Genomic DNA, 21,985 nt, shown 5'->3' with positions numbered 1-21,985 from the left:
TGGATAAAGTCGTTCAATTGCGGTTTCTCGAAGATAAGGCGCAGCGGTACGTCGATACCGAGGCCGGAATGAATACGGGAAACGAGCTGGGCGGCGAGCAGCGAATGCCCGCCTAGTTCGAAGAAGTCGTCGGTCAGGCCCACGCGCTCGACCTTGAGCACCTCGGCCCAGATCGCCGCGACCTGCTGCTCCTGCTCGCTGACCGGCGCCACAAAGGCGCGCTGCGCCAGGCTGGCATCGGGCTTGGGCAGGGCCTTGCGGTCGAGCTTGCCGTTGGGGGTCTGGGGCATTCTGTCCAGCCAGGTGAAGTGGCTGGGCACCATGTAGTCCGGCAGCCCGGCTTTCAGGTGCGCCTTGAGGGCACTGCGCAGTTCCGGGGTGTCCTGCTCCGCGACCAGGTACGCCGCCAGCTGGTTATCGATATCGATCACCACGGCTTCACGCACCGCCGGGTGCTCCAGCAAACGCGCTTCGATTTCGCCCAGTTCGATGCGGAAGCCGCGGATCTTCACCTGATGATCCAGGCGACCCACGTATTCGATTACCCCGTCGGCACGGTAGCGGGCCACGTCACCGGTGCGGTACAGACGCCCGCCGGTGCTGGAGAACGGATCCGGCACGAAGCGCTCGGCGGTCAGTGCCGGACGCTGGTGGTAACCACGGGCCAGGCCATCGCCACCGATCAGCAATTCACCGCGGGCGCCGACCGGCAGTACGTCGAGGTCGTCGCTGACGATATGCAGCGTGGTATTGGCCAGTGGCTTGCCCAGCCAGACATCGTCGGCGCGGGTCAGGTAATGCCGGGCCGACCAGATGGTGGTTTCGGTCGGACCGTAGACGTTCCATACATGCCCGGCCTGGTCGATCAGGCGCTGGGCCAGCTCGGCGTTCAGGGCTTCGCCGCCGCAGAGGAGGGTCTTGCCACTCAAGGCGCCAGCCGGTGCCGCATCGAGGATCATCCGCCAACTGGACGGCGTGGCCTGGATCACGCTGGCCTGCTGTTCGACGATCACCTGCAACAGGGCCTGAGGGTCCTTGTTCTGGTGCGGCTTGAGCAAGACCACCGAGGCACCGCGAATCAGCGGCAGGTACAGTTCCAGGCCGGCGATATCGAAGGACAGCGAGGTCAGCGACAGCACCCGGTCAGTCGCCGTCAGCCCCGGCTTGTCCGCCATGCTGAAGAGGAAGTTGACCAGGGCCTGATGGTGGATGGTCACGCCCTTCGGCAGGCCGGTGGAGCCCGAGGTGTAGATCACGTAGGCGAGGTTGTCCGGGCCGGCAGTCGCGGGCAGGTCGTCGGTTTTGTAGCCATCCAGCCAGTTGCCGTGCTGGTCCACGCACAGCGTCTGCACGCCTTCAGGAATGCTCAGTTGCCCAACCAGCGAAGCCTGGCTCAACAGCAGGCGCAGGCCGCTGTCCTGCATCATGTAGCTCAGCCGGTCCGCCGGGAAATCCGGGTCCAGCGGCACATAGGCGCCACCGGCCTTGAGGATCGCCAGCAGGCTGACGACCATCTCCGGGCCGCGCTCCAGCGCCACGCCCACCAGCACATCCGGGCCGACGCCCAGCTCGCGCAGCTTGTGCGCCAGCTGATTGGAGCGGGTATTCAACTGCGCGTAGCTCAGCGACACGTCAGCAGACACCAGCGCGACCGCCTCCGGGTAGCCCGGACCTGCGCTTCGATCAACGCTGGCAGGCATTGCCCGCGTGGGTAGTCGAGCTGGCTCTGGTTCCACTCCACCAGGATCTGCCGACGTTCCTCGGCGTCCAGCAACGGCAGCTCGGCGATACGCTGGTCGGCGTCGATGCAGATGCCTTGCAGCAGCGTGCACCAATGCTTGGCCAGGCGCTCGATGGTCGAGGCATCGAACAGCGCCGTGGCATAGCTCAGTTCCGCTTCCAGGCCGGCGGCATGCTCGACGGTATTCAGGGTCAGGTCGAACTGCGCCGACTGGCTGTCGGCAGCCAGCACTTCGACGCTCAGGCCCGGCAGTTGACGCGCCGCGCCCCGGGCTTCGGCCTGGTGGTTGAACATCACCTGGAACAGCGGGCTGTGGCTCAGGCTGCGCTGCGGTTGCAGGGCTTCCACCAGTTGCTCGAAGGGCAGTTCCTGATGGGCCTGGGCTTGCAGCGCGGTGTGCCTGACCTGTTGCAGCAACTGGCTGAAGGTGGTGTCGGCAGCGAACTCGGCCTTGAGCACCTGGGTGTTGACGAAGAAGCCGATCAGCCTTTCGGTTTCCGCGCGGGTGCGGTTGGCGACGGGCACGCCGACACGGATATCGTGCTGCCCGCTGTGGCGCTGCAACAGGGTCTGGAACGAGGCCAGCAGGAGCATGAACAGGGTCACGCCCTGCTCCCGGGCCACGGCCTTGAGCCTGTCCACCAAGGCTGAATCCAGGGCGACAGGGCAACGGGCACCGGCCAGTTGCTGGATCGCCGGGCGCGGACGGTCGGTCGGCAGTTCCAGCACCGGCTGTTCACCGCCCAGTTGGGCAGTCCAGTAGGCGAGCTGGCGTTGCTGCTCGCCGGCTTCCATCCACTGGCGCTGCCACAGGGCATAGTCGGCGTACTGGAACGGCAAGGGATCAAGGGCGATATCGCGGCCCTGGCTGAAGCCTGCGTAGAAGCGCACCAGCTCGTCGACCATGATCGGCATCGACCAGCCATCGGAAACGCTGTGGTGCTGGGTCAGCACCAGCACATGCCGGTTCTCGTCCAGGTGCAGCAGCTTGACCCGCAGCAACGGCCCCTGTTGCAGATCGAACGGCCGGCGCACCTCGGCGGCGATGCTGGCTTCCAGGGTTTCGCCCGGGGCCAGCGTTTCCACTGCCAGCACGAACGGCGTCGCCGGATGGATCACCTGCACCCCGCGCTCGCCGTCCTGGCGGAAGGTGGTGCGCAGGGTTTCATGGCGGGCGACCAGGGCGGCGAAGCTGGACTCCAGCGCGTCGATATCCAGTTCGCCGTCCAGGCGCAGGGCCACCGGGATGTTGTAGGCGGCACTCCCGGGCTCCAGTTGCCAGAGGAACCACTGCCGCTGCTGGGCGTAGGACAGCGCCAGCGGCTGGCTGCGGTCGGCGCGGACGAAGGCCGGGCACGGCTGGCCTCGCCCTGCCCGGCCAGCGCGGCGAAGGCGGACAGGTCGGCGGCTTCGAAGAGGTTGCGCAGGGTCGGTTCCAGGTTCAGTTGCTGGCGCACGCGGGAGATGACCTGGGTCGCCAGCAGCGAATGGCCGCCCAGTTCGAAGAAGTTGTCGCTCAGGCCGACCCTTTCGACTTGCAGCACATCCGCCCAGATGGATGCAAGCTGCTGCTCCAGTTCGCTGACCGGGGCCACATACGCGCCTTGCAGGTTGGCCGCATCGGGCTTGGGCAGGGCCTTGCGGTCCAGCTTGCCGTTGGCGGTCAGCGGGAAGGATTCCAGCTGGATCAGGTGGGTCGGGACCATGTAGTCCGGCAGGTTGGCCCGCAGATGAGATTTCAGGCTGTCGCGCAGGTCGCCCTGATCCGGGTTGGTCGGGATCAGGTAGGCCGCCAGTTGCTGGCCTGCCGGGCCATCGACCGCCAGCACTACCACCTCGCGCACGCCTTCATGCTCCTGCAGCCGCGCCTCGATCTCGCCCAGTTCGATACGGAAACCGCGGATCTTCACCTGATGGTCGATACGGCCGGCGTACTCGATCACACCGGCTTCGCGGAAGCGGGCAAGGTCACCGGTGCGGTACAGGCGGCTGCCGTCTTTCGCGAACGGGTTGGGCACGAAGCGTTCGGCGGTCAGGGCGGCGCGATTGTGGTAACCGCGCGCCAGACCGGCGTGGCCGACATGCAGTTCGCCGCAGACGCCGGTTGCCACCGGGTTGAAGTCGGTGTCCAGCACATACATCGACAGGTCGGGGATCGCTTCACCGATCGGGCTGACCTCGGCCTGCACCAGGTCTGCCCTGGTGATTGGACGGTAGGTCACGTGCACCGTGGTTTCGGTGATGCCATACATGTTGATCAAACGCGGCTGCTGGTCACCAAAGCGGTCGAACCAAGGTTGCAGGCTGCCTACGTCCAGCGCTTCGCCGCCGAACACTACGTAGCGCAGGCTCAATGGCTCGGTTGCAACGCGGACCAGTTGCTTGAAGGCCGACGGGGTCTGGTTGAGCACCGTGACCTTTTCATCCACCAGCAACCGGTTGAAGTCCTCCGGCGAACGGGTCACCTCACGCGGCACGACTACCAGACGCCCGCCATGCATCAGCGCACCGAAGATCTCCCACACGGAGAAGTCGAAGGCGTAGGAATGGAACAGGGTCCACACGTCTTTCTCGTCAAAGCCGAACCACTCATCCGTGGCCTCGAACAGGCGCAGGACATTCTGGTGCGGCAGCAACGCGCCCTTCGGCTTGCCGGTGGAACCGGAGGTGTAGATCACGTAGGCCAGGTTATCCGGCGAGGTCAGGTTGACCGGGTTCTCATAGCTATAGCCCTCGAAAGAGCCCAGCAGATCGGCCTGGGTCAGCAACAGCTTTATACCGCTGTCTGCCTTCATGTAGTCGAGACGGTCCTGTGGATACTCCGGGTCCAGCGGCACATAGGCGCCACCAGCCTTGAGAATGCCCAGCACGCCAACCAGCATTTCCAGACTGCGCTCGACCGACAGCCCAACCAGAACATCCGGCCCGACGCCCTGCTCGCGCAGCTTGTGCGCCAGTTGGTTGGCCCGGCGGTTCAGCTGTGTATAAGTCAGCTGCTCACCGCCAAAGCTCACGGCCACCGCTTCCGGCACTCTCGCCGCCTGGGCTTCGATGCGCTGGTGAATGCACTGCTCGCTCGGGAAGGCCGCCAGCTCCAGGCTCACAGTCACTGGCAATACCAGCTCACCCAGCGCCCGCGCCGGGTCCTCGATCAGCGCCGCCAGCAGATGATTGAAATGCGCCGCCAGTTGCTCGACCGCCCGCACGCCAAAGGCGCTGCGATCATGGCTGATGCGCAGCGACAGGCGCTCGCCGGTATTCACCACCAGGGTCAGCGGGTAATGGGTCTGCTCCTGGCTGCGCACCTCACCGAAGCGCAGCCCGTCCGGTGCCGCCTGTTGCAGCGCCTCGGACACCGGGTAGTTCTCGAACACCAGGATCGAGTCGAACAGCGCCTCGCCGCTCCAGCCGGCCCAGCGTTGCACCTCGTACAGTGGCGTGTGTTCGAACTCGCGCAGGGCGACGTTCAGCCCTTGCACGTGCTGCACGAACGCCGCCACGGACTGTTCGCAACGCGGGCTCGCCAGCACCGGCAGGGTGTTGATGAACAGGCCGAGCTGCTCCTCGATCCCGGCCAGTTCGGTGGGCCGTCCGGCCACGGTGGCGCCGAAGGTGACGCTGGACTGCCCGGTATAGCGTTGCAGCAGCAACAGCCACGCGGCCTGCACCAGGGTGTTCAGGGTGACCCGCTGCTCGCGGGCGAACTCGCCCAGGCGCCGGCTCAGCCCGGCGTCCAGATCCTCCCGGTATTCGCCATAGCCTTCGCCGTCCGCCGCGCCCTTGAGGGCCTGGGCCAGACGGGTCGGCTCGTCGAACGCGGCCAGTTGCTCCAGCCAGAAACGCTGGGCAGCCCCGGCATCCTGGCCTTGCAGCCAGTGGATGTAGTCGCGGTACTGGCCGACCTGGCGCGCCGGCACCTGCCCGGCATAGCGCTGCAGCACTTCGCCGAGCATGCGCGAGCTGCTCCAGCCGTCCATCAGGATATGGTGGCTGGTGTAGATCAGCTCGTGACGGTCATCCTCGGTACGGATCAGCGCCACACGCAGCAGCGGGCCGCGGGCCAGCTCGAACCCCTTGTCGCGCTCCAGGCGCGCCCAGTCGTCGAGCCAGCCGTCCAGGTCGGCGCGCCCGCGGGCATCGATCTCCACGAAAGGCAGCTCGACCCGGCGCTGCACCACCTGCACCGGGTGGTCGGCATCACTGACGAAGCCGCTGCGCAGCACCGGATGCTGGTCCAGCAGCGCCTGCCAGGCCTGGTGCAGGCGGGCCGCCTCGAGCCCGCTGACACTGACCCGCAACTGGTTGATGTAATTGCCGGCCTCCTTGGCGAACAGGCTGTGGAACAGCATGCCTTGTTGCATCGGCGCCAGCGGGTAGATGTCCTCGATGGTCACGGCGGCTTGCGGCAGGCGGTCCAGTTGCGCCTGGTCCAGCCCGGCCAGCGGGAAGTCCGACGGGGTCACGCCGTGGTTGCCTGCCTGGCAATGGCGGATCAGCTCGGCCAGTGCCTGTTCATAGGCACGGGCCAGCGCCTCGATGGTGTCCGCGCGATACATCTCGCGGCTGTAGGTCCAGTCCAGGCGCAGCTGGCCATCGAAGACCTGGCCGTTGACGCTCAGCCAGTTGCCCAGCTGGCCTTGCGGGCACAAGGGCTGGCCGCTGCTTTCGCCGGCCGGGACGAAGGCGCCCTGCTCCCGGTCGAAACTGCCGTCGAACTGGCCCAGGTAGTTGAACGTCACCCGCGGCTGCGGCAGCGCCGCCAGCCGGTGGGCGAAATCGCCGTCGCCAAGGTAGCGCAGCACGCCGAAGCCGATGCCCTTGCCCGGTACGCTGCGTAGTTGTTCCTTGATCGCGCAGATCGAGGCACCGACCTGCGCCGCCGGGGCCAGGCGCACCGGGAACAGGCTGCTGAACCAGCCGACGGTGCGGCTGAGGTCGATATCCTCGAACAGGTCTTCGCGACCATGGCCTTCCAACTGGACCAGCACCGACGGCTGCCCGCTCCACCGGCACAGCACCTGGGCCAGGGCGGTCAGCAGCAGGTCGTTGACCTGGGTGCGATAGGCCGCCGGGGCAACCTTGAGCAGTTGTGTGGTCAGTTCCTCGTCGAGGGTCGAGGCGGCATGGGCAGCGGTTTCGATGCGCAGGCTGCCGTGGGGATTGTCCTGCGGCAGTGCGCCATCGGCGCCGTCGAGCAGGCCATGCCAGTAGTCGCGCTCGGTTTCCAGCGCCGGGCTGTTGGCCCAGGCGTGCAGTTTTTCCGCCCAGGCCTTGTATGAACTGGTCTTGGCCGGCAGGGCCGCGCCGGCCAGGGCCTGTTGCAGGTCTTCCAGCAGCACGCGCCAGGAAACACCATCCACCACCAGATGATGGATCACCAGCAACAGGCGCTGCTCGCCTTCGGGCAGGTCTACCAGTACGGCGCGCAGCAGCGGGCCGTTCTTCAGATCAAGGCTGCGCTGGGCCTGCTCGGCCAGCTCATGGAGGGCTTCAAGGTTCGCCAGTTCGCGGGTCCACAGCACCTCGGCGCTGTTCAGCGGCGCGAACACCGCCTGCCAGCCCGCGTACTGCCGGGCGAAGTTCAGGCGCAGGGCATCGTGCTGCTCCAGCAAGGTATGCAAGGCCTTGTGCAGCGTGGCGCTGTCCAGCTTGTGGGTCGGCTTGAGCAGCACCGACTGGTTCCAGTGCTGGCGCTCGGGAATATCGGTTTCGAAGAAGCGTGCCTGGATCGGCAGCAACGGCAGGTTGCCGGTGATCTGCTCGACCACCGGGGCCGCAGCCTTCTTCTCGATCAGTTTGGCGACCGTGGCCAGTTGGCCAATGGTCTGCTTCTCGAACAGTTGCTTGGGATTGAGCTTGATCCCTTGGCGCTTGGCCCGGGCAATGATCTGCAGGCTGAGGATCGAGTCGCCGCCCAGCTCGAAGAAGTTGTCGGAGCTGCCGACCTGCTCCAGCTTGAGTACGTCGCGCCAGATGGCCGCAAGCTTTTCCTCGATCTCGCCCTGCGGGGCGACATAACGCTGCTGCACCGCGCCCGGCCTGGGCAGGGCACGCTTGTCCAGCTTGCCGTTGGCAGTCAGCGGCAACTGCTCCAGCAGCACGATCTGCGCCGGCACCATGTATTCGGGCAACACGTGAGCCAGTTGCTGGCGCAAGGTTTCGCCGGTGACGCCCTCTGCCACCACCCATGCCAGCAATTGCAGGCGGCTGGCGTCGTCATCCTGCGGCACCGCCAGGACCACCGCCTGCTGCACCATACCTTGCAGGACCCGGGCGACTTCCGCCGGCTCCACGCGATAACCGCGGATCTTCACCTGGTCGTCGGCACGGCCGATGAACTCCAGTTGGCCCTGGCGGTTGCGGCGCACCCGGTCGCCACTGCGGTACAGGCGCGCGCCTGCCGGCCCATGGGGATCCGGCACGAAGCGTTCGGCGGTCAGCGCCGGCTGGCCGAGATAGCCCTCGGCAAGGCTGGCGCCGCCGATATACAGCTCGCCGGGCACGCGCTCGGCCACGGTGTTGAAGACATCGTCCAGCACCCGCACCACGGCACCTGGTAGCGCCTCGCCCACCGGCACCACCTGCGGCACATCGCCGAGGATTTCATGGGTCAGCACGCCGACCGTGGTTTCGCTCGGACCGTAGTGGTTGACCACGCGGCACTGCGGACGCAGCGCGCGCACTCGCTCTACCAGCCCGGCCGGGCAGGCTTCGCCACCGACGATCAGCAGGTGCCGCGGCAGCACATCGGCCGGCCGCGCCGCCTGGAGCAGCGCGGCGAGATGGCCGGGAACGATCTTCAGCACGCCCACCTGGTGGGTCGTCATATAGTCTGCGAAGGCATCCGGATCGAAGCCCAGGGCCTCGGGCAGTACATGCAGCGTGCGACCGGCACACAGCGCGCCGAACAGCACGGTATGGCCAAGGTCGGCGGCGATGGTCGAGGCCAGCGCCATGCTCGCGCCCGGCGCCGGTTGCAGGCGCTCCAGCAGGCCGCGCACATAGCTGGCCAGCGCCGCGTGGCTGACCAGCACGCCCTTGGGCTGGCCGGTGGAGCCGGAGGTATGGATCACGTAGGCCGGGGACTGCCCGTGCAAGGTGATGGCCGGCGCGGTCGCCGGTTGCTGCTGCCACAGCGCCGGTTGCCAGGCGATATCGACGGGCACGTCCAGGCGCCGGTCGCCTTCGGCACGCAGCACGGCCCTGGCACCGGCACGCGCCAGCATCTGTTGCAGGCGTTCGTCCGGCGCCTTCACATCCAGGGGCATGTACACCGCGCCGGCCTTGAAAATCGCCAGCAATGCGGTCAGCCACGGCAGCGAACGCTCCATCAGCACCGCCACCGGCTGGCCCTGGCCCACGCCCTGCTGCAGCAGATGGTGGGCCAGGCGGTTGGCGGCCTGGTCCAGTTCGCGGAAGGTCAGGCTGTCGCCCAGGCAGCGGGCGGCGATAGCCTCGGGTTGCCGGGCAACATTGGCTTGCCACTGGTCAAGAACCGAAGGCGCAGTGTCCAGTGCGGGGCTGGCGCGGCGTGCGGCAGCGCGGCAAGGCGATACAGCGGGGCCTGCGGGGCTGCCAGCAGGGCTTCGAACAGGCCTAGCAGTTGCGGGATAAAGGCCTCGACGGTAGCGCGTTGGTAGAGGTCGCTGGCGTAGGCAATATCGCCATGGATCAGCTGGCCGTCATCGGTGATATCCAGGGCCAGGTCGAAATGCGCGCCCTCGCGGTGCATCGGGTATTCGCTGACGTCCAGCCCCGGCAGCTTCAGCGACAGCTCCTGCTTGAGCACCACGTTCTGGTTGAACTTGGCCTGGAACAGCGGGTTATGGCCGAGGCTGCGCTCCGGCGCCAGCTGGTCCACCAGTTGCTCGAAGGGTACGTCCTGGTGGGCCTGGGCCTCGAACGAGGTCTCGCGGATCTGCGCCAGCAGGTCGAGATAGCTCAGGCGCTCGTCCACCTGGCAGCGCAGCACCTGGGTGTTGATGAAGAAGCCGATCAGCCCTTCGGTCTCGCTGCGGCCACGGTTGGCATTGGGCACGCCGATACGGATATCGCGTTGCCCGAACTGACGCGACAGGAACAGCGAGAAGCCGGCCAGCACCAGCATGAACAGGCTCAGGCCCTGGCTGCGGGCGAAGGCGTTGAGGCGTTGCGAGAGCTCGCCGCCGAAATCGAATTTCAGGTGCTCGCCACGGAAACTCTGCACCGGCGGGCGGGGAAATCCTGGGCTGCTTCCAGCAGCGGTTGCTCGTCGCCCAACTGACGGCGCCAGTACTCCAGTTGCCGCTCGCCCTCCCCGGCCTCCAGCCACTGGCGCTGCCAGATGGCGTAGTCGGCATATTGCAGGGCCAGTGCCGGCAGCTCCGGCTCGCGGCCTTGGGCAAAGGCCTGATAGCTCTGGGCGAACTCCTTGACCATCACCTCCATCGACCAGCCATCGGAAACGATATGGTGCATGCACACCACCAGTACCTGCTCGTCCTCGCTCAAACGGAACAGGCTGGCACGCAGCAGCGGGCCCTTGAGCAGGTCGAAGGGCCGCGCGATGAACTCGCCGGCCAGGCGAGACAGTTCGGCATCGTCCTTGACCTCGACGCGTTGCAGGTCGAGCGCCAGCGCCGGGAGGATCACCTGGCGCGGCTGCTCGCCGTCGGTGCTGAACACCGTGCGCAGCACTTCATGGCGCTGCAGCAGGTGGTCGAAGGAGCGCTGCAGGGCCTGCTCGTCCAGTCGCCCGCGCAAGCGCAGGGCGGTGCTCATCTTGTAGGCGTCGCTGGTCGGATCGAGCTGCCAGAGAAACAGCAGGCGTTGCTGGGCATAGGACAGCGGGATCGCGGCGACGTCGTGGCGGCTTTCGACGATGGGCAGCAGGCTGAAATCCTTGCCGTCGGCGCGCAGTTTGGCGAGGAACTGACGGCGCTGATCGAGCGACAGACCGACAAAGCGTTTGGCAATACGTGCAGTGGTGGTCCCGCTCATGCTTCGGTTTCCTCCAGTGAATCCATGAACTGGTCCATGTCGTCCCAGTCGTCTTCATTCGTCGTGGTGCCCAGCGCCGCAACGGCGGCCAGCTCGCCCAGCAGCGGCTTCTCGAACAGGGTGCGCAGCGGCAGGCTGACGCCCAGGTGCTTCTTGATCCGCGCGACCATCTGCGCGGCCAGCAGGGAATGCCCGCCCAGTTCGAAGAAGCTGTCGTTAAGGCCAACCCGTTCGATCTTCAGCACCTCGGCCCAGATCGCGGCGAGCTGCTGCTCCACCTCGCTGACCGGCGCCACATAGCGCGCCAGCGCCTGGCTGGCGTCCGGCTGCGGCAGGGCCTTGCGGTCGAGCTTGCCGTTGGGGGTCAGGGGCATGGCGTCGAGGGGGATGAAGAAGGTCGGGACCATGTAGTCCGGCAGATGGGCCTTGAGCGCGGCCTTGAGCTGGTCGGCATCGACCGCTTCGCGGCTGACCAGGTAGGCGGCGAGCTGCTTGCCCTGTGGGCCGTCGATATCGAGCACCACGGTTTCGCGGATCGCCGGGTGTTCCAGCAGCCGTGCCTCGATCTCGCCCAGTTCGATGCGGTAGCCGCGGATCTTCACCTGGTGGTCGGCACGGCCGACGTATTTCAGCACGCCATCGGCACGGCGCCGGGCCAGGTCGCCGGTACGGTACAGGCGCTCGCCCGGGGCGCCGAACGGGTTGGGAACGAAGACAGGAACGGTTCGGCGGGTGTCGCCGACATAGCCGCGGCCGACGCCGGTACCGGCGACGCACAGCTCGCCTACGGCTCCGACAGGGACCAGTTCAAGTGCATCGTCCAGCAGGTAGATCAGGTTGTTGTCGGTCGGGGTACCGATGGGCAGGTAGGTGCTTTCGGTGGACGCCAGATCGACCCGGAAGAAGGCCACGTCGTCCGAGCATTCGGCCGGACCATAGGCATTCACCAGACCGATCTGTGGATAACGCAGCAGCCACTGGCGCGCCAGTTCCGGCGGCATGGCTTCGCCGGTCGGCAGCATCCAGCGCAGGCCGTCCAGGCTGACGCGCTCCTCGGCCAGCAGGCCCTGAATCAGCGACGGAACGCTTTCCAGCACGCTGATGCCTTGCTGCTGAACGTGCGCCAGCAGCGCTTGTGGATCACGGGCGATATCGTTCGGCACGATATCCACCCGGGCACCGAACAGCGGTGCGGCGAGGAACTGCCAGACCGAAATGTCGAAGCTCTGCGAGGCGGTCTGGGCGATCACGTCCTGGTCGCTCAGGTCGAGGTACGGGACCTTGCTCAGCTGGTTGTTGAGCATGCCGCGCTGCTCGACCATCACGCCTTTCGGCAGGCCGGTGGAGCCGGAGGTGAAGATCACGTAGGCCAGGTTGTCCGGGCTGCTGTAGCGACCGGGATTGGTGGTTTCGGCGCTTTGCTGGACCTGTTCCCAGACCAGCAGCTGCACCGCTTCATTGCCAATCAGCAGCTCACGGGCCTGGGCTTCGCAGGCGGCGCTGCACACCAGCACCGGCGCCCTGCTCTGCCCGATAACGCCGCTCAGACGTTGGTTCGGCAGTGCCGGGTCCAGCGGCAGGTAAGCTGCGCCAGCCTTGAAGCTGCCGATGATCATGCCCAGCAGGTCCGGGCCGCGCTCGGCCAGCAGGGCGATCGGCTGGTCGAAGCCGGCGCCCGCCGTGATCAGGGCATGGCCCAGGCGGTTGGCGGCCTCGTTGAGTGCTTGGTAACTGATCCGGTCGGCCAGATGGCTGACGGCAATCCGCTCGGGATGGGCCACAACCCGTTCCTCGAACTGCGCCACATAGCTGCGCTCCAGCGGATACTCGCGGGCGCTCTGGTTGACGCCACGGGTCAGGAACTCGCGCTCATCGTCACCCAGCAGCGGCAGCGCATCGACCCGCGCCTGCGGGTTGGCGCAGATCCCGCGCAGCAGCGTGCGCCAGTGCCCGGCCATGCGTTGCACGGTGGCTTCGTCGAACAGATCGGTAGCGTAGGTGAAGGAGGCTTTCAGCTGTTCACCTTCGCCGCTGGTTTCCAGCATCAGGTCGCTGCCGGCGGCCTGCGGGCGCTGGTCCTCGCCCAGTTGCTCCGCGGTCAGCCCGGTCACGTTCAGGCCGCAGGCGAGTTGGCGGCTCTCGATGGCATTGACCAGCGGACGGTGGTTGAACATCACCTGGAACAGCGGATTGCGGTTCTGGCTGCGCGGGATCTGCAGGCCATCGACGATGGCATCGAAGGACAGCTCCTGATGCGCCTGGGCACCCAGGGCGGTCTGGCGCACGGCCTGCAGCAACTGGTCGAAACGGGTGTCGCCGGTCACTTCGGTACGCAGCACCTGGGTATTGACGAAGAAGCCGATCAGGCCTTCGGTTTCGCTGCGGGTACGGTTGGCGATCAGCCCGCCGACACGGATATCGCGCTGGCCGCTGTAGCGGTGCAGCAGGGCCTTGAACGACGCCAGCAGGACCACGAACAGGGTCACGCCCTGCTGCTGGGCCAGGCCCTGGAGGTTTTTCAGCAGCCCGCTGTCGAGTTCGATTGGCAGGCACTTGCCCTGCTGGGTGGGCAACAGCGGATGGGGACGGTCGGTGGGCAGTTCCAGCAGCGGATGCTCGTCACCCAGGTGCGCGCGCCAGTACTCCAGCTGCCGCGCCTGCTCGCCCGCTTCCAGCCAGGCGCGCTGCCACAGAGCATAGTCGCGGTACTGGACCGGCAGCGGCGCCAGCTCCAGCGGCTGGCCGGTGACCAGCGCGTCATAGCAGGCCAGGCACTCGTCGATCAGCACGCCCATGGACCAACCGTCGGTGATGATGTGGTGCAGGGTCAGCAGCAGAACGTGTTGCTCGGCGGCCAGGCGCAGCACACGGACGCGCAGCAGCGGGCCCTGTTGCAGATCGAAGGGGGTCAGGGCCTCGGTGGCCATCGCTGCGCGGGCTGCGGGCCACTGCTGCGCCTCGGGGAGATCACTCAAGTCGCGCAAAGCGATATCCACGCTGCCGCTTGCGGCGACCTGCTGGATCGCCTGTTCGCCCTCCTGGGCAAAGGTGGTGCGCAGGCTTTCATGGCGCTCGATCAAGCGGTTGAACGCGCGCTCCAGGGCGCCAAGGTCGAAGGGACCGTTCAAGCACACCGAGACCGGCAGGTTATAGGCCGCGCCCTGCGGATCGAACTGCCAGAGGAACCACATGCGTTGCTGGGCATGGGACAGGCCATCGCGCTCGGCGAGCCCGGCGCAGGACGGAATCGGAAACTGGGCGAAGTCCACCTCTTCCCGACGCAGCGCGTCAAGGAACAGGCTGCGCCTGGCGGCAGGCAACTCGACGAAACGGCGGGCGAGTGTCCGGGCTTGTTCGGCATTCATGCGGTGGGTCCTTGCTGATCGGCGTGACCGTGGTTTGGTCGTATCAACAAGAACGAACTGGGAGGGAAATATTTAGCAAGGATTGGGGATTGGGGGATGGGTGGGGATGTATCGGGAAACTGGATGCGACGCCTGTAAACGTACGGATGTTTCACCGCCCCACTCAGGACTTTTCCTATATACCCGTAGCTGGCCGGTCTTCAGCATCTCTGCGGAATTGATTCCCTTGGAAATCGCAGGAAGCATTGAACTCATGAATGACGACACCAACTGCAATTTGGCCCTGGCCCTGGATGCCTGCATCGAGCAAGCCGACCCGGTCCCTAACGAACGCTGCAAGACCTGCCAGCGCTGGGGCCTGCCCATCCTGCCGCTGCGCGCCGCCTACGCCCCCGAGCCCTGGCAAACCCAGGCGCGGCCGGTTTCCCACGGCTCCGACGTCAAGGCCGTGCGCATGGTCCTCGGTCAGCCACGCATCCTGCGCCGGGGCTTTCTCTATGTGCTGCTCGACCGCAAGTACTGGCAGGCGTACCAGATCACTCCCGAAGGTGTATTGCGCCAATTCCCGGCGTTTCAGGTCCCGCGCCAGGAGCCGGTGCCGTTGAGCAGGATCTGCTTCCAGCAGGACCACGACATTCCCGCCTCCTCATCAACATCAATTTCCACAGGTACTCCACCGCCTGGCTGGCCATCGCCAACGACCCCTGGCCTGCGGAGGTGTTGTACGCCTACCAGCGCGGTGGCGTGGTCGACGGCATGAACCTCGACGAGCGCTTCCACAAGCTCGACCTCAAGACCGCCCGCGAAGACCCGGCCAGCGTCGGCATCGCCATGACCGAAACCGACCTGCAGATGCACCAGGTCCTTGAATATGCCCAGTCCATGACCGACGACTTCCACAGCGTGCACGGCTACTATCCGCGCAATCACCGGCTGCGCGCATTGGCAGCACATGTGCGCACCGTGAGCAAGGAATACCAGCTAGCCAATGGCGTACTGGCCCTGGTACTGCCCGATCCCATCGGCATGGTCCAGGAGCTGAATGCCCAGCGTGTGTTGCGCTATCAGGCCATGCAGGAATGGAGTGCCGAACCGCAACGGTGTTTCGAACACTTCACCTCCCAGACCTTGCTCGGTATTGGTCAGTTCCAGGTCAACAAGGCGCATGAGCGTGCGACCAAGGGCGCCGAGGCAGTGGTCGAGCACCGGGAGAGCTACAACACTAGCTCCCAGTCCGAGGGGCACCCTTACTAACATGCCACACCTGCCGGTACCCGACCTGGAGGAGGAGAAGGCGCGCCGGAGCACCGAGGCAATCGCCGATGCCCGTGAACGGCTCGACGACCGCTACGACGAAAAAGCCCGCAAGGCGTTCCAGGACCACTACGACAAGACCCTGGCGGCCTGGCAGAAGATCGTCGACGACGTTGCCAAACTCTATGTCAGCCATCACGACGGCCCGGCGTTCCGCTTGGCCGCGCTCAACGACTATGTCTCCGGGATCAAGGAATCGCATGATGGCTGTATCCGCATGTTGGCGATGTGCTATGCCGGCGGGGTGACCGAGCCCATCGCCGCCAACCAGTTCGGTGCAACGCGAAGCCTCTGGCTGGAGCAACTGGAAAATCAGGACAGCCTGTTCCACAAGGCCATGCGGGCCCTCGACAGGACGGGGCTTGAACAGTTTGCCGACGACCTGGCCGGAGACGAACAGACCCGGGTCTTCCACGGTGCCAAGACCCTGATCGGCGCAATGGAGGGTGACAAGGGCATTGCCGACGCCGTCAGCCAGTTGCTCGGCGCTGCCGCCGCCGCCAGCAATGCCCTCGGGGAGCAGTTGTCGGAACAGACCAGGGCGCTGCTGCTGGAACTGCACCGGAAGATCTGGCTGCGCTATTACGGCGTCGAAACCACCCGGATCACCGTATCCCTCAAGGTGGGCGAGTACCTCACGCTGCTCAACGAAGTGCTCTACGAGGGTGTCGAGCGGTTTGCCAGCAAAGTCGACCAGCAATTCCGCAAGCCGGCCGAGCGCAAGGTGCGGGCCATGCTGCTGAGCAACTACATTGCCCCGGCACTGGGCAGCAACCACGCCAGGCTGATCGATATCGTCGTCTGGACGACGGAAAGCGCCGAAAGCCTCAAGGCCCGCCTGGACACGCTGAGAAGCGGTCTTGGTGACGGCCTCGACGATGCCCTGCGCAACGTCAGCGTCAGCATCGGCAACGCTGCCCTCAAGACCGGCATGAAGGACCTGGCCCATCACCTCAGCCTCACTGCCGAGGACGCCCGCCTGCTGGCCGGCGAATCGATGCGTAGGATGCGCAATGCCGTGGATTTCAACGCGACCGGTGTGGCCAACCTGGGGATGTCCGTGGGCAGCCTTTACTTCCAGCAGGACGCACTGCGCCGAAGCTACCAGAACATGCTCAAGACGATTGGCGACGAGCACGACGAGGCGGTGGCGGCGGTGCTGTCGGCGTCGGTCGGGGTGATGGGGCGGGGGTCGAGATCGTTGGGGAGTTATTCAGACGTTTCGGCCGGATTTGAAGGTGTCGGTTCGTTCTGCAGGGCAGGTGGTGCCGGTTGAGTTGGGGGGGCGGATTCTGCAATTCGGTGGGGCGATTGTGTCGGTGGCTAGTGTGTTTGAGGGGTTGCAGTATGCGCTTGCGGCTGGGCGTTCAAGAAAGGTTGGCGACGAAGCAGCAGCCAGGGCTTACCGGGGGGCGGCGAGGTTTGCAGGTCTTTCTGCATTGACAGGAGTAATCGGTTCAGTGGGAGCGACCGGTTTCCTCCTCGGCCCGCTCGCAGCCGCTGTCGTTTTTGGCTTTGTAGCTTACGGACTTGCGGTATGGGCAAAAGGACAAGAATCGCAGCCGCTTGAACTTTGGGCTCGACATTCGCTTTGGGGACTACCGGAAGAACACAGGCGCTGGAAAGACTCGCACGAGATGGATACGGCTATCGGAGCTTTGAACGCGGCGCTGCTGGGTTTGATTGCACAGCTCGAGGTAGTCCATCAAATCCAAACGCAAGGTAAGGAGGTGTTAGGCACAGGCGGTTTCATAGACTACAAAATCGTCCTGCCAGGCTATGACGCTGAAGCTTCACACTATGAATGGGCATTGTGGGCGTACAGGCCAGGGGAGGTACCGGGCCAAATCATCGCTGGTGGACGAAGCGATGGCACGAATGATCCATTGCCTGCTCCCGCATTGTGGAAACACCCTGCTTACGTCCCTGCCACGACCGCTCCAGTTATTCAGCACGATGCCGAGTCAAAAACGCTCGAAATCAGAGGCCCCATTAGCTTCTCTGGGAAACTTGATTTTCACGCGTTGAAACTTGAGGTGTCCTTCTGGCCCGATAAGAGCGATGAGTCCGGGGTAGCCCGGCTGATCGTCAAAGAAGACAAAATTCGTGATCCGCAAAGGTGGGGATTCTCATGAGCAACCCCAAGCTTGTTCCCCCCTGTTCTGGCTGGAGAGAAGATTTGCCCCATCCAGAGGAGTCGCCGGTCGTAGTTCCTGCCTTGGGATCTGAAACGCCTAACTATCGAGACAATATCTTTCTGGAATTATCGCGAAAGTCTTCGTTGATCAGAGGATTGGTGATCTGGTTCATGCCGGTTATGGTGTTCGCTCTGGCCGAGGATTTGTGGTTTTTATTCACCATTGAGCAATCCATGAGTATTGATGGATGGGTGATCTTCATTTGCACATCTTTAATGGTGATGTGGGCAATCCCCATATGCTGGAGGTTTGAGGTGTCACCTCCTCGGGATCAACCACTTCGTTTTAATCGCGCCCGCCAACGTCTCTATGCTTACAACTTTAACTACAGTTGGTGGAACCCTTTCGCTCGCTGGGGGGTGGAGGTGGTGGCCTACGACTGGTCACAAGTCCGGGCCGAGCGTTGGTTGAAGCGTGGTGCAACGGGAAATGGAGTGATCATCAAGGGCGGCGTAGTGCTTTCCATCGTCAGGCCCGGCACCAACGAAGTCATCGACCGTTTCCCTCTGACCACCATGGGCGCCGACGCACATGCCTGGGCCTACATCTGCACCTACATGCAACAAGGCCCCGATGCACTACCACCTCCTGGCCCGGCGAAGGATCACAACGATGTGGGCATGAACATCGCCTTGCTCCTGGCGCCCAAGGTGAAGTGGCCTGCGGACATGGATCGGGAATCGAGGACTGCGCCATGAGTGGGGGCTTATGAGCGGCCCCAAACTCGTTTCGCCCTGTTGTCCCTCAAGGTGGCCGAGTACCTCACGCTGCTCAACGAAGTGCTCTATGAGGGTGTCGAGCGGGTTGCCAGCAAAGTCGACCAGCAGTTCCGCAAGCCGGCCGAACGCAAGGTGCGGGCCATGCTGCTGAGCAACTACATTGCCCCGGCACTGGGCAGCAACCACGCCAGGCTGATCGATATCGTCGTCTGGACGACGGAAAGCGCCGAAAGCCTCAAGGCCCGCCTGGAAACGCTGAGCGGTGGTCTAGGCGACGGCCTAGACGATGCCCTGCGCAACGTCAGCGTCAGCGTCAGCATCGGCAGCGCTGCCCTCAAGACCGGCATGAAGGACCTGGCCCATCACCTCAGCCTCACTGCCGAGGACGCCCGCCTGCTGGCCGGCGAATCGATGCGCAGGATGCGCAATGCCGTGAGTTTCAACGGGACTGGTGTGGCCAACCTGGGGATGTCCGTGGGCAGCCTGTACTTCCAGCAGGACGCACTGCGCCGAAGCTACCAGAACATGCTCAAGACGATTGGCGACGAGCACGACGAGGCGGTGGCGGCGGTGCTGTCGGCGTCGGTTGGGGTGATGGGGGCGGGGGTCGAGATCGTTGGGGGAGTTATTCAGACGTTTCGGCCGGATTTGAAGGTGTCGGTTCGTTCTGCAGGGCAGGTGGTGCCGGTTGAGTTGGGGGGCGGATTCTGCAATTCGGTGGGGCGATTGTGTCGGTGGCTAGTGTGTTTGAGGGGTTGCAGTATGCGTTGGCTGCGGGGCGGGCGCACAGAGCTGGCGATGAAAAGGCAGGGTTAGCCTATGGGGGCGCAACTGCTTTAGGAACCTTCTCAGCAATAACGGGAGTTTGGGGGTCGGTGGGTGGGGGGGCTATGCTGCTTGGCCCGCTCGCGGCTTCAGTAGTACTCGGCCTTATCATGTTTGGGGTTGCGGTTTGGGCGAAAAGATTGGAATCGCAACCCCTGGAGTTGTGGACGAGACATTCGCTCTGGGGGCTGCCTGTCGAGCACCGACGCTGGGTGGAATCGCACGAAATGGACACAGCCATCGGCGCGTTGAATGCGGCACTGCTGGGTTTGATTGCACAGCTCGAGGTAGTCCATCAAATCCAAACGCAAGGTAAGGAGGTGTTAGGCACAGGCGGTTTCATAGACTACAAAATCGTCCTGCCAGGCTACGACGCTAAAGCTTCGCGCTATGAATGGGCATTGTGGGCGTACCGGCAGCGGGAGGTTCCAGGACAGATAATCGCTAGTGGGCAAATCGATGGTACGAATGCTCCACAACCTGTTCCCGCATCATGGAAGAGTCCGGGTTATGTCCCTGCCACTACAGTTCCAGTAATTCAGCACGATGCAGAATCAAAAACGCTTGAGATTAGGGGCTCCATTGAGTTTTTAAGGCCACTTGATTTTCACGCCTTGGAACTTGAGGTGTCTTACTGGCCTGACAAGAGTGATGAGTCCGGTGTAGCTCGACTGGTCGTCAAGGAAGACAAAATTAGTGGTCAGCAAGGGTGGGGAATCTTATGAGCAACCCCAAACTTGTTCCCCCTGTTCTGGATGGCAAGAGGATCTCCCCCATCCTGATGACCCACCGGTCATAATCTCGGCGCTCGGATTCGATACACCTAATCATCAAGATTGTGTTTATCTGGAACTACCTCGCTCGTCCGCACTTGTCAGAGGCTTGATGATCTGGTTTACCCCGTTGGTTAGTACAGTTCTGATTGATTTCTCATGGGCTTTTTTTTCAATTGAGCAAAGTTTGAGTTTTGAGTTTTGGTTGCTATTGATTTTTTGCATGTCCGTGGGAGTTTGGTCTTTGTGGTTCTGTATCAAGGTTGATACCGCCCCGCCCCGGGATCAGCCCCTCCGCTTCAACCGCGCACGTAAGCGCATCTACGCCTACAACTTCAACTACCGCTGGTGGAACCCCTTCGAACGCTGGCGGGTGGAGCCAGTCGCCTACGACTGGTCACAAGTTCGAGCCGAACGCTGGCTGAAGCGCGGCGCAACGGGAAATGGAGTGGTCATCAAGGGCGGCGTTGTGCTCTCCATCGTCAAACCGGGCACCAACGAAGTCATCGACCGCTTCCCCCTGACCACCATGGGTGCCGATGCCCATGCCTGGGCCTACATCTGCACCTACATGCAGCAAGGCCCCGATGCACTGCCACCTCCTGGCCCGGCGAAGGATCACAACGATGTGGGCATGAACATCGCCCTGCTCCTGGCGCCAAAGGTGGAATGGCCTGCGGATATGGATCTGGAATCGAGGACTGCGCCATGACGACTCCGCGTGAGTGTCCCTTCGCAGCGGATAACAGAATACATATTGTGAAGAAAACAGATGAATCTGGAGCGACGCGGACCCTGTGGGGTTCATCTGCGATTGCGATAGTGGCTGCACCACCGCTATCGCTGGCAAGCCAGCTCCCACAGTGACCGTGTCGAATACGAAACCCGCGGTTGGCCGAGAAACCTGTGGGAGCTGGCTTGCCAGCGATAGCCATAGTGGCCACACCACCGCAATCGCGGGTAACCCCCACAAGGCCGGCGTTCGCTTCTGGTTCAGCGCTCCGAATGCCCCTGCGCCATCGCCACCACCACCTTCCGCTTCCCGGTAAACGGCGACCGCGCGTGGGCCGCGAGCATGTTGTCGAGCATCATCACGTCGTTTTCCAGCCACGGGAACTTGATGGTGCAGTCGTCCAGCACACCGCGCACTTCATCCAGCAGGTCCACCTCGATCGGCGAGCCGTCGCCGTAGTAGACGTTGCGCGGCAGGTCTTCCTCGTCCACCACGTCCAGCAGGCTTTCGCGCACTTCCGGCGGCAGGTTGGAGACGTGGAACAGGTGCGCCTGGTTGAACCAGACCCGGTCCTGGGTGACCGGGTGGGTGGCCACCGATTGGCAGATCTGCCGGGTGCGCAGTTCGCCGTCGTCCTTCCATTCGCACTGGATCGCGTGCGCCCGGCAGTAGGCCTCGACCACGCTTTCGTCGTCGGTGTTGAACACCTGGCTCCATTCCACATCCAGGCCATTGCCGTAGTTGCGCACGTACATCAGTTTCTTTTCGACGAAACGCTCGCGGATTCGCGCCGGGATGCGTCGGTAGATTTCGCGGCTGTCGGCAATCGGCGTTTCCCCGCCCGTCTCGGCGGCGATCATGCTGTAGAACCAGATGCGCATCGGCCAGTCGAGGGTGTAGGCCTGTTCGTTGTGCAGGGGGATGCTCTGGTGCGCCGGGTACTCGGTGGAGGTGTAGACGCCCTTGGTCACGTTGCTGCGCGGGGTCGAGCCGAATTCGTAGCTGAGCAACGGGTCGCCGAAGCCGGCGGCGAATTCGCGGAAGCGTTCGGCGCCACCCACCTCGAAGCCGCGGAAGAGAATGCCGCCAGCGCTGTACAGGTGCTGCGCCACCAGTGGCTTGAATTCGCCCAGCGCTTCCATCAGGTCCAGGCCCGGCTCCGGTGCCTCGATCAGCATGGGCAAGGTGCCTGACCCGGCCAGCAAGGGGCGGATATCCAAACTCAACGCATGACTCATGAAGGTTCTCCCTGAAGGCTGTGGCCACCCAAGCCCCAACGGCAGGGCACGCCTCGTCTGCTGATGGAACGTTTGGCCGGAGCGGAAAATTAGCCCGGCC

The 21,985-nt window shown here is 64.1% G+C and carries 10 protein-coding genes and 1 pseudogene; 8 read left to right on the top strand and 3 right to left on the bottom strand.

Translation table 11 applies throughout. The features are described 5' to 3' along the window. Nucleotides 1-5 precede the first annotated feature (5 nt). Both CSV86_RS31635 and CSV86_RS04310 read right to left on the bottom strand, forming a co-directional pair. Nucleotides 6-10,720 (bottom strand): annotated as a pseudogene (locus CSV86_RS31635) (amino acid adenylation domain-containing protein); the annotation flags it as partial. Further along, nucleotides 10,717-14,085, bottom strand: coding sequence for a non-ribosomal peptide synthetase (locus CSV86_RS04310; RefSeq protein WP_009403117.1), 3,369 nt, complete (start codon nucleotides 14,083-14,085; stop codon nucleotides 10,717-10,719). The gene CSV86_RS04310 and the pseudogene CSV86_RS31635, both read right to left, overlap by 4 nt. Nucleotides 14,086-14,338: 253 nt before the next feature. On the opposite strand from CSV86_RS04310, the gene CSV86_RS31630 reads away from it, so the two are divergent. The 8 genes from CSV86_RS31630 to CSV86_RS04285 all read left to right on the top strand — a co-directional run bounded on the left by CSV86_RS31630 (nucleotide 14,339) and on the right by CSV86_RS04285 (nucleotide 20,626). Further along, nucleotides 14,339-14,845, top strand: a complete 507-nt coding sequence (locus CSV86_RS31630; RefSeq protein ID WP_240160370.1) for a toxin VasX — start codon at nucleotides 14,339-14,341, stop codon at nucleotides 14,843-14,845. Beyond that, on the top strand, nucleotides 14,803-15,339 hold the full coding sequence (locus CSV86_RS31625; RefSeq protein WP_240160369.1) for a hypothetical protein: 537 nt from the start codon (nucleotides 14,803-14,805) through the stop codon (nucleotides 15,337-15,339). The genes CSV86_RS31630 and CSV86_RS31625 overlap by 43 nt, the downstream gene beginning before the upstream one ends. A 1-nt stretch (nucleotide 15,340) precedes the next feature. Further along, nucleotides 15,341-16,675 (top strand): T6SS effector BTH_I2691 family protein, encoded by a 1,335-nt coding sequence (locus tag CSV86_RS31620; RefSeq protein WP_240160368.1) that lies wholly within the window; start codon nucleotides 15,341-15,343, stop codon nucleotides 16,673-16,675. Further along, nucleotides 16,638-17,534 (top strand): hypothetical protein, encoded by an 897-nt coding sequence (locus tag CSV86_RS31615; RefSeq protein ID WP_240160367.1) that lies wholly within the window; start codon nucleotides 16,638-16,640, stop codon nucleotides 17,532-17,534. The genes CSV86_RS31620 and CSV86_RS31615 overlap by 38 nt, the downstream gene beginning before the upstream one ends. Next, nucleotides 17,531-18,295 carry a DUF6708 domain-containing protein gene (locus CSV86_RS31610; RefSeq protein ID WP_240160366.1) on the top strand — a complete coding sequence of 255 codons (765 nt, stop codon included), beginning with the start codon at nucleotides 17,531-17,533 and terminating at the stop codon, nucleotides 18,293-18,295. Before CSV86_RS31615 ends, CSV86_RS31610 begins: the two co-directional genes overlap by 4 nt. Before the next feature lie 39 nt (nucleotides 18,296-18,334). Then, entirely contained in the window at nucleotides 18,335-19,132 is a 798-nt protein-coding gene (locus CSV86_RS04295; protein ID WP_170394387.1) for a hypothetical protein, read from the top strand. Nucleotides 19,133-19,368: 236 nt separating this feature from the next. Next, the gene (locus tag CSV86_RS04290) at nucleotides 19,369-19,866 is read left to right on the top strand and encodes a hypothetical protein (protein ID WP_170394383.1); all 498 of its coding nucleotides are present in this window, start codon (nucleotides 19,369-19,371) and stop codon (nucleotides 19,864-19,866) included. Nucleotides 19,867-20,026: 160 nt separating this feature from the next. After that, nucleotides 20,027-20,626 (top strand): DUF6708 domain-containing protein, encoded by a 600-nt coding sequence (locus CSV86_RS04285; protein WP_205346225.1) that lies wholly within the window; start codon nucleotides 20,027-20,029, stop codon nucleotides 20,624-20,626. A 281-nt stretch (nucleotides 20,627-20,907) separates the two neighbouring features. Here the strand turns inward: CSV86_RS04285 and CSV86_RS04280 are convergent, their stop codons facing one another. Continuing rightward, nucleotides 20,908-21,885, bottom strand: coding sequence for a TauD/TfdA family dioxygenase (locus CSV86_RS04280; RefSeq protein WP_009403112.1), 978 nt, complete (start codon nucleotides 21,883-21,885; stop codon nucleotides 20,908-20,910). Between the last annotated feature and the right edge of the window lie 100 nt (nucleotides 21,886-21,985).

This window comes from Pseudomonas bharatica CSV86 (assembly GCF_000319305.2).
In the GTDB taxonomy this organism is placed as follows: domain Bacteria; phylum Pseudomonadota; class Gammaproteobacteria; order Pseudomonadales; family Pseudomonadaceae; genus Aquipseudomonas; species Aquipseudomonas bharatica.
The sequence above is the reverse complement of the archived record's forward strand: the minus strand, read 5'-3'. Positions and strand labels throughout refer to the sequence as shown.